The organism is Kitasatospora sp. NPDC059599, assembly GCF_042735125.1.
Classification (GTDB): Bacteria; Actinomycetota; Actinomycetes; order Streptomycetales; family Streptomycetaceae; genus Kitasatospora.
In genome coordinates, this window is sequence record NZ_JBHWCL010000055.1 from 1 (window position 1) to 8,360 (window position 8,360).

Consider the following 8,360-nt stretch of genomic DNA (forward strand, 5'->3'; position numbering starts at 1 on the left):
GAGCGGGGCCGCCTGCTTCGCCGTTCCGGGCCTTCGGGCCCCCGGGGGCCTTCCGGGCGTCAGCCGGTGGTGAGCACCAGCTTGTGCTTGGTGGCCTTCTCGACCGCGTCCGGGGTGTAGGCCCAGGTGAGCAGCTTGCCCTTGAGCCAGAGGTCGGTCTGGTCGTTGTAGTTGTCGTGGAAGGCGTGGCCGGAGGCGCCGCCGACGTTGACCCAGCGCGAGGAGTCGAGGTCGTTCAGGTCGACCACCATGCGCATCGACGGAATCCAGTCCACCTGGTAGCCGGCCGCCGCGTTCCACCCGGCCGCGTCGACCGCCGCGGAGCCGCCGGAGAGCCGGTACGGGCCGCGGTTGAGCAGCTTGTGGAGCACGCCGGAGGCGATCGAGGAGTCGTCGCTGCCGAGGGTCTGCTCCCGCAGCTCCAGCTTGTGCAGGCGGCCCCAGCTCCAGGTGGAGACGTCCTTGCTGAGCAGCGAGGTCAGCTCCTGGCGGGCGTTCTTCATCGCTTCCTTGAGCAGGTTGTCCAGGCCCTTCTGGACGTTGTGCTGGGAGTCGATGTACGTCCACCACGAGCTGTCGGGCTTCTCCAACTGCTGGCGCACCACCTCGGTCCAGCGGTCACCGCCGTCCGGCTGGGCCTTGCCCGGGTCGCGGGTGCCGCACTCGGTGACGATCTTGGTGGCACTGTCCGGCTTGGTGGGGTCGTCCTGCTGGCGGACCAGCAGGCAGTTGTCCTTGGCCCGCAGGTCGGCCGGGAACTTCTGGCCGAAGGCGAGGGTGAGCAGCTGGCGCCAGACGCCGTTGTAGTAGGCGGCGGCGGCCGAGTCGGCGTCCTGGTGGTAGTTCCAGTCCTTGAGCAGGTCCTGGGCCTCGCGCACGTACGGGTCGTCGATCTGCTGCTTGAGCAGCAGCGGGACCAGCGTCTTGGCCATCACGTTGGTGTTGTCCAGCTGGAGGGTCTGCATGTCGTCCGGCGAGATCTTGCCGTTGTTCTTGAGCAGGCCCTCGATCTGGTCGGTGATCTCCTTGGCGCGGGTGCCGTACTCCCAGTCCTTGGTCAGGCTGTACTTGTAGCTCGGGTCCACCACGGCCTGGTTGGCGGTGACGATGTAGCCGGCCGCGGGGTCGAGGCTCCACGGCAGCGCGTTGAAGGGGATCGGGTCCTTCCACTGGTACGCGGAGTCCCAGCCCAGCGCGGGGTAGGTGCCGTCGCCCTTGCCGCGGACCGGGATGGTGCCCGGCGCCTGGTAGCCGATGTGCTTGGCGTCGGCGTAGATCAGGTTCTGTGCGGGGACGGAGAAGTCCTTGGCGGCAGTGCGGAACTCGTCCCAGTTCTTCGCCTTGTCCAGCCCGAAGACGGCGTCCATGGTCTTGCCGGGGCTGAGCGCCGTCCACTGCAGGGCCACGCCGTAGCCGCTGGTGCCGCGGTCGGGGGCGGAGGTGCCGTTGGGGGCGTACTTGCCGACGTTCTGCTGCTCGTTGCTCTGGTCGGAGATGAGCGGGGCGCCGGTCTGGGTGGTGCGGACGGTGATGGTGCGGTCCTCCCCGCCGGCGACCTTGATGGTCTCCTTGCGGAGGTCGAACTTCACGTCCTTGCCGTCGACCTGGTAGGTGTCCGGGCCGGTGACCTTCTCCAGGAAGAGGTCGGTGACGTCGGCGCCGAGGTTGGTGAAGCCCCAGGCGATGTCCTTGTTGTGGCCGATCACCACGCCGGGCATCCCCGCGAAGGTGAAGCCGGAGACGTCGAACTGGCAGGCCGGGGAGGCGGTCCGGCAGTGCAGGCCCATCTGGTACCAGACCGAGGGCAGGCCGGGGCCGAGGTGCGGGTCGTTGGCCAGCAGCGGCTTGCCGGTCGTGGTGTGCGAACCGGCGACCACCCAGGAGTTGGAACCGATGCCCTGGCCGGGGCGGCCGAGCAGCTGCGGCATCCCGTCGATCCGGTCGGTGAGGCCCTGCAGCAGCGCCTTGGTGGTGGCCGCACCCTGCGCGGTGGCGGTGCCGTTGCCGGCGCCCGGCTGCGCGGCGCCGTCCGCGGGGCGGTAGGCGTCGCCGGACACGGTGCCGGTCTTCACGATGGTGCCGTTGCGGGTGTACGGGTAGTCCGGGTACAGCTCGGCGATCTTGTCCGGGCCGAAGTCCTGCGCCAGCAACGAGCGGTCGACCTCCTCCTGGAGGTTCCCGGAGAGGTTCCAGGCCATCGCCTTGAGCCAGGCCACCGAGTCGACCGGGGACCACTGCTCGGGCGTGTAGCCGCTGTTGACGGCGCCGAGCAGCGCGTACTCCAGCGAGGCCTTCTCGCCGCCGGGGTGCTCGGCGAGCCAGGCGTTCACGCCGTCCGAGTAGGCCTGCAGGTACTTCTTGGTCTCCGGCGACAGCTTGGTGTCGAACTCCTTCTGCGCCACCTGGCGCCAGCCCATGGTGCGGATGAAGGTGTCGGTGTCGACCTGGCCGTCGCCGAACATCTCGGAGAGCCGACCGGCGGTGATGTGCCGCCGGACGTCCATCTCCCAGAAGCGGTCCTGCGCCTGGACGTAGCCCTGGGCGCGGAACAGGTCCTCGGACGTGTCGGCGTACAGCTGCGGGATGCCGTTGGCGTCCCGCTTGACGTCGACCGGCGCGGTCAGGCCCGCCACCTTGACGCTGCCGTCCACCTCCGGGAAGGAGGCGCGGACCGCGGTGACCCCGCGGTAGCCGCCGTAGCCGACGCCGGCCACCAGCAGCACGACCAGCACGATCACGAACAGACGGGCGCGCCGGAACTTCTTCGAGCGGGGCATCTGGGTCCTTGCGGTCCTGACTTCGGGGCGGGCGGGCGTGTCCAGGGCCAGCGGCCGTGACAGGGCACCACATTAGGCCGAGTCGGCCGGGCACTGTGAACGGGGGACCAAGCTAAAGGTATGGCAAAATGTTAGACTGAGTAACGATCCGCAAGGGGAGCATTGACGCCTTCTTAACGGGTCGACCTCACCGCACTGCCAGACACCCCGCCCGCCCATGCCTGCCCGAGGTGCCCCTGCGTGAACGTCTCCCATCTGAACCAGCTGCTTCTCGAAGCCTCCGTGATCCTGCTCTTCGCGGTGGTCGCCGTCCGGATCTCCACCCGATCAGGGCTGCCCAGCCTGCTGATCTATCTGGGGATCGGCGTGGCACTGGGCCAGAACGGGATCGGCTTCACCTTCAACAACGCCGAACTCACCCAGGTGATCGGCTACGCGGCGCTCGTGGTGATCCTGGCCGAGGGCGGCCTCAAGACCAGCTGGCGCGAGATCAAGCCGGTGGTGCCGGCGGCCACCGTGCTCGCCACCGTCGGCGTCGGCGTCAGCGTCTTCGCCACCGCGGCCGGCGCGCACTGGCTGGTCGGCCTCGACTGGCGGACCTCGCTGCTGCTCGGCGCCATCGTCTCCTCGACCGACGCCGCGGCCGTCTTCTCGGTGCTGCGGATGGTCCCGCTGCCGCACCGGCTCACCGGCCTGCTGGAAGCCGAGTCCGGCTTCAACGACGCACCCGTCGTCATCCTGGTCGTCGCCTTCGCCACCACCGGGGAACTGGACCCCTGGTACGTCATGATCGGCACGATCCTCGCCGAACTCGCGATCGGCGCGGCGATCGGCTTCGCCGTCGGCAAGATCGGCGCGTACGGGGTCAAGCACGTCGCGCTGCCCTCCTCGGGCCTCTACCCGATCGCCGTGATGGCGCTCACCGTGCTCGCCTACGCGGGCGGCGCGCTGCTGCACGGCTCCGGCTTCCTCGCGGTCTACATCTGCGCAGTGATCCTCGGGAACTCCAAGCTCCCGCACGGGCCGGCCGTCCGCGGCTTCGCCGACGGACTGGCGTGGATCGGGCAGATCGGCATGTTCGTGCTGCTCGGCCTGCTCTGCACGCCCGCGACCATGGGCTCCGCGGTGGTGCCCGCGCTCGTCATCGGCGGCGTGCTGGTCTTCCTGGCCCGGCCGCTGTCCGTGGTGGTCTCGCTGACCCCCTTCAAGGTGCCGGCCCGCGAGCAGGCGCTGCTGAGCTGGGCCGGGCTGCGCGGGGCGGTGCCCATCGTGCTGGCCACCATCCCGGTGGTGTCGGGCGCGCACAGGGCCGAGGACGTGTTCAACATCGTCTTCATCCTGGTCGTCGTCTTCACCCTGCTCCAGGGGCCGACCCTGCCGTGGGTGGCCAAGCAGCTGAAGATCGGCGAGGGCGCGATGGGCCAGGACCTCGACATCGAGTCCGCCCCGCTGGAGAAGCTGCACGGGCACCTGCTGTCGGTCGCCCTCTCCCCCGCCTCCCGGATGTCCGGCGTGGAGGTCGGCGAACTGCGGCTGCCCAAGGGTGCGGCGGTCACCCTGGTCGTGCGCGAGGGCAACTCCTTCGTGCCGGACAAGGCGACGGTGCTGCGCGGCGGGGACGAGCTGCTGGTGGTCACCACGGACGAGGTCGGCGAGGCCGCGGAGCGGCGGCTGCGGGCCGTCGACAAGGGCGGCAAGCTCGCCGGGTGGCTCAACGGGCGGTAGCCCGGGGCGCGCGCGGGAGCCGGAGGGGGTCCGCGGGGGCCCGGGTCTCCGGAGGTCCCGGGGCTCTGGGGCTCTGGGGCTCCGGGGCTCCGGGGCTCTGGGGCTCCGGGGCTCCGGGGCTCCGGGGCTCTGGGGCTCTGGGGCTCTGGGGCTCCCCGGGTGTGTGAGGCGCCTGGGGTTTCCGGGGCCTCCAGGGCTTCCGGGGCGCCCGGGGAAGGGGTGGGCTAGCGGGATCTACGCGCGTAACTGTATGCTGGTTCGACCACGCCGTATAACCAACGCTAGACCACCCCCAGCATCTGCCTGACGCAGAGTTGGCGCGACCGCTCGGCGGCCGCGGTCCGACCCCGGTAACCACACCGGGCCGACCCGGTATCTACCCCGGTCGACGCGCGAGAGGACGACTCTCGGCGCCGTCGGGGCCACCCCATGCCCTGCCGCGCTACCAGGCAGCAGGAAGGACCGACCGTGACGGCCCGCCGAACGGTCGACACCTCCGCGGACAGCACCGCGGACACCACCGCAGCCCAGGCCCCCGCCCGCGTCGGGTACGGCGAACTGCTGCGCACCCCCGGGGCCTGGACCTTCCTGGCCCCGGCCCTCGTCGCGCGACTGCCCTACGCGATGCTCAGCATGGGTATCCTGCTGCTCGTCACCCGCACCCACGGCTCGTACGGCACCGCCGGTACCGTCACCGCCGTCGCCGCCGTCGCCCAGGCCCTGATCGGGCCGCAGACCGGGCGACTGGCCGACCGGTACGGACAGGCCGCGGTGCTGGTCCCGACCGTCCTGGTGCACGGGGCCTCGGTCGGCGCGCTGATCGCGCTGGCACTGGGGCACGCCCCCGCCTGGAGCCTCTTCCTGGCCGCCGTCCCGGCCGGTGCGAGCGTGCCGCAGATCGGCGCGATGGTCCGGGCCCGCTGGGTGGCCCGGTTCACCGCGGACGGCCCGTCCGAGACCTCCGCGGCCCGGGTGAGCACCGCCTTCGCCTTCGAGTCCGTGACGGACGAGTTCACCTTCGTGATCGGCCCGATCCTGGCCTCCGGCATCGCCGCGATGGCCAGCCCGGCGACCGCCCTGGTCGCCGAGGCCGCACTGACCGTCGTCGGCGGCCTGGCATTCGCCGCCCAGCGGCGAACCGCCCCCGCCCGGATCGTGCCGCAGCCCGGCACCAAGCGCGTCTCGGCGCTCGCCTCGCCCGGCGTCCGGCTGCTCGCCGGCTCCATCCTCGGGGTCGGCGCGGTCTTCGGCGGCATGCAGGTCTCCGTGAACGCCTTCGCCGACTCCGTCGGGCAGCACGACGCGGGCGGCACCGTGTACGGGATCTTCGCGGGCGGCTCGATGCTGGCCGGCGTGCTGTACGGCGTGATCGCCTGGCGGCGGCCGGTCCAGCAGCGGATGCTGTTCAGCTACGCACTGCTGGTGCTGGGCTGCTCGACGCTGTGGGCGATGCCGAACCTGGTCGCGCTCACCGTCGCCGGACTGGTCTGCGGCCTGGCCATCGCGCCGACCCTGATCAGCGGCTACACCCTGGTCGAGACGCTGGTCGCGGACGGCGCCAAGACGGAGGCCTTCACCTGGCTGACCGGCGCCATCGGGCTGGGCCTGGCGGTCGGCTCGATGGTGGCGGGCCAGCTGATCGACGGGCACGGGCCGTCCACCGGGTTCCTGGTGCCGCTGGTCGGCGCCGGGCTGGGGCTGGTCGCGCTGTTCTCGCTGCGACACCTGCTGGTGGCGCCGGGTTCCGCCGCCGGCCCGGTCGCGGGTTCCGCCGCCGGCCCGGTCGCGGATTCGGTCGCCGGCTCCGCCGAGCGCGGGGGTGCTGCGCAGCTGGTGGGCGCGGCCAAGGGCTGAGCGGGCGGTGGTTCGCGGCCGATCCCGGGCCGACGGCGGGGCCGATCTCACACCGGAGTCGCTGGACTGATCCCGCGGAATGCCGCATCATTGACCATCGTTAGCACTCATCAGGCGAGAGTGCCAGGAGGAAGACAAGTGCCCACGTACCAGTACCAGTGCACCGAGTGCGGCAACGGCCTGGAGGCGGTGCAGAAGTTCACCGACGAGGCACTGACCACGTGCCCCGACTGCCAGGGACGGCTTCGCAAGGTCTTCTCGGCCGTGGGTGTCGTGTTCAAGGGATCCGGCTTCTACCGGACCGACAGCCGCTCCTCCTCCAGCAGCACCGTCAGCTCCGGGTCGTCGTCGACCACGTCGACGCCGGCCCCCGCGTCGGGCACGGGTTCTTCGGCCCCGTCCAGCCCGGCTCCGGCCGCGAGCTGACCCCGGCGCCGGGACCGCTCCGGACGCCCAGCAGTCCTCGGCAAGGCCCGTCGGCCCCGCGACCACGCGGGGGCGGCGGGCCTTGTCGCGTCTCGGCCCCGGCTTTCGCTTCCGGCCTGCGTTTTCCGGCTTTCGTTTTCCGGCTTTCGTTTTCCGGCTTCCGCTTCCGCTTCCGCTTCTTCCGGCTGTGCGCCCTGCCTGGGTTTCCGGCCGGCGTTTCCGGCGTGCTCGTCCGGGCCTGCGCTCACGGCTCGCTCTCGTCACCTTCAACGGGTCGGATTGACTCGTGTGGGCGTACGAAATCGTCCACAGGGGCGGGTTATCCACAGGCTGGGGAAACGGCTTTCCGACGCCGCCCGGAGCGCGCATCGTGTGGTTCGTCGGCCGGCCCACCCCGGGCCGACCGCCGGACCCTCCGGAGGTGCGTCGATGACGACCGCGAGCTTCTCAGTCCCCCTGCCCGCCCCCACCGTGCCGCCCCGGCAGGAGGTGCCGAGCTTCCCCCCGATCCGGCGCGGCTGCGGCGGGTGGCACCGCTGGCGCCGTGCGGTCCGCCGACGGGCCGGGGTGCCCGCGCTGGTGCTGCTCGCGGTGGCGGCCGCGCTCGCGCTCGGGCCCGCGCGGGCCGGGCTGCCGCCGCCCGGCGGGGGCGCTCTGGGCCGGACGGGTTGTCAATCCAGAGTTGCCGAAGATCACCCGTAACCCCGGAACGACTCCGTCGTTCGAGGCGGCATGAAGGGCTTCAAGGAATTCCTGCTGCGCGGAAATGTCGTCGAACTCGCCGTCGCCGTGGTCATCGGTGCGGCATTCACCAACATCATCAACGCCTTCGTCAAGGGCGTGATCAATCCGATCATCGGCGTATTCGGAACGAAGGACCTGGGTGCCTACAGTTCCTGCCTCAAGGGGCCCTGCGAGCTGGGCCCGACCGGTGAGGTCACGTCCGGAATCCTGATCCTGTGGGGATCGGTGCTCAGCGCCGTCCTGCAGTTCCTGATCACCGCAGCCGTCGTCTACTTCGTTCTGATCGTGCCCATGAACAGGATGGCGGCCCGCCGCAAGTCCCCCGCCGAGGCGGCTGCGGAAGCCGAGGCCAAGGAGGTCCAACTGCTGACCGAGATCCGCGACGCGCTGGTCGCGCCGCTGCGCTGACCGCCCCTCCCCGTCCCCCTACCCGTGGTGCGGCGGGCGCTGACTCAGGTACCAGTCCAGCCCCCGCCCACCGCTCCCTCCGGCCCCGGAACGATCGCCCCAGCCGGCGTCGGTGTCGTCCCGGGACTGCTGGTCCAGTGGGTCCCGGAAGACCAGCCCGGCCTTGCCCGCGGGCTTCGGCTGCGGCTCCCGGTCCTGCTCCCGGCCGCGGTTCCCACCCTGACCGTGGTTCCCGCCCTGGTCCTGGCCCTGGTCCTGGCCGCGCTCCGTCGACCCTTCCCGTCCCTGCTCGTTCACCCTGTCCACTCCGTCGTTCGTCTCGTCCTGCCCGCTTCGTCCTGCCCCTCCAGCCTAAGAGCCCGCGGCACGCCCCGGGCCCCGGGGCGGGGCGAGAGCCCCCCCGGGCCCCCAGGGGGGGTGGGGGGC

6 protein-coding genes are annotated in these 8,360 nt (G+C 71.4%); 4 read left to right on the forward strand and 2 right to left on the reverse strand.

Annotated features, from left to right (window positions below):
• Window positions 1-59: 59 nt before the first annotated feature.
• Window positions 60-2,777 carry a penicillin acylase family protein gene (locus tag ACFV04_RS20335; RefSeq protein ID WP_380343235.1) on the reverse strand — a complete coding sequence of 906 codons (2,718 nt, stop codon included), beginning with the start codon at window positions 2,775-2,777 and terminating at the stop codon, window positions 60-62.
• Between the two features lie 240 nt (window positions 2,778-3,017).
• Here ACFV04_RS20335 and ACFV04_RS20340 point away from each other — a divergent pair, with 240 nt between their 5' ends.
• From ACFV04_RS20340 to mscL, 4 genes are all read left to right on the forward strand, one after another.
• Entirely contained in the window at window positions 3,018-4,502 is a 1,485-nt protein-coding gene (locus ACFV04_RS20340) for a potassium/proton antiporter (protein WP_380343232.1), read from the forward strand.
• Window positions 4,503-4,970: 468 nt separating this feature from the next.
• Window positions 4,971-6,356: an MFS transporter gene (locus tag ACFV04_RS20345; RefSeq protein ID WP_380530826.1), complete on the forward strand. Its 1,386-nt coding sequence runs from the start codon at window positions 4,971-4,973 to the stop codon at window positions 6,354-6,356.
• A gap of 138 nt (window positions 6,357-6,494) precedes the next feature.
• Window positions 6,495-6,782, forward strand: coding sequence for an FmdB family zinc ribbon protein (locus ACFV04_RS20350; RefSeq protein ID WP_380343226.1), 288 nt, complete (start codon window positions 6,495-6,497; stop codon window positions 6,780-6,782).
• A 732-nt stretch (window positions 6,783-7,514) separates the two neighbouring features.
• Complete coding sequence (gene mscL / locus ACFV04_RS20355; RefSeq protein WP_380343220.1) at window positions 7,515-7,934, forward strand: large conductance mechanosensitive channel protein MscL; 420 nt, start codon at window positions 7,515-7,517, stop codon at window positions 7,932-7,934.
• A gap of 18 nt (window positions 7,935-7,952) precedes the next feature.
• On the opposite strand, the gene ACFV04_RS20360 is transcribed toward mscL, so the two are convergent.
• A complete protein-coding gene (locus ACFV04_RS20360) occupies window positions 7,953-8,231 on the reverse strand; it encodes a hypothetical protein (RefSeq protein WP_380343217.1) in 279 nt (92 codons plus the stop codon).
• Window positions 8,232-8,360 lie beyond the last annotated feature (129 nt).

What these genes read in the sequence shown, in the direction of transcription:
- ACFV04_RS20335 (WP_380343235.1), bottom strand. Translation starts at nt 2,777, where the DNA reads ATGCCCCGCTCGAAGAAGTTCCGGCGCGCCCGTCTGTTCGTGATCGTG.
- mscL (WP_380343220.1), top strand. Translation starts at nt 7,515, where the DNA reads ATGAAGGGCTTCAAGGAATTCCTGCTGCGCGGAAATGTCGTCGAACTC.